Source organism: Yersinia sp. 1252 StPb PI, from assembly GCF_048593885.1.
Classification (GTDB): domain Bacteria; phylum Pseudomonadota; class Gammaproteobacteria; order Enterobacterales; family Enterobacteriaceae; genus Yersinia; species Yersinia enterocolitica_E.
Genome location: NZ_JAZGQE010000505.1, coordinates 1 through 420 on the forward strand (window position 1 = coordinate 1; position 420 = coordinate 420).

Sequence of the window (420 nt, forward strand, 5' to 3'; positions counted from 1 at the left end):
TAACGAGTATTGACCGCCATGACCAACGCCGAAATCTATCGCCTGATAATGAATCTGATCCGTTTCGGTATCGTGGAGCAGGTGAATTTGGCCCTTGATCCGCCCAAAGCCCGCGTGCGCTGCGGTGAATTACTGACCGACTGGTTGCCGTGGTCTGTCCGTCGCGCCGAAAAGGCCCGCACATGGTGGCCGCCGACCGAAGGGGAACAGGTCATTATTCTGGCTGCTGGCGGCGAGTTATCCGCCGGTGTGATCATTGCGGCCCTGTATCAAAAAAGCGCCTCGGCTCCGATTAAAACCGCCAATACCCAGCACGCTAACCGGCAATACCAAAGAGAATTACCACCAGTGCCAGAACCTGCTTTGCAGTTGTACGTTCACCACACTGCAATCAGTCGATAAAATCCTGTCCCGCCCCAG

1 protein-coding gene and 1 pseudogene are annotated in these 420 nt (G+C 55.5%); both read left to right on the plus strand.

The window, feature by feature from the left end:
* Positions 1-48 precede the first annotated feature (48 nt).
* Positions 49-303: pseudogene (locus tag V2A85_RS24515) on the plus strand (phage baseplate assembly protein V); the annotation flags it as partial.
* A partial coding sequence (locus V2A85_RS24520) for an ogr/Delta-like zinc finger family protein (protein WP_420072668.1) occupies positions 257-420 on the plus strand: 164 nt, incomplete at its 3' end. The pseudogene V2A85_RS24515 and the gene V2A85_RS24520, both read left to right, overlap by 47 nt.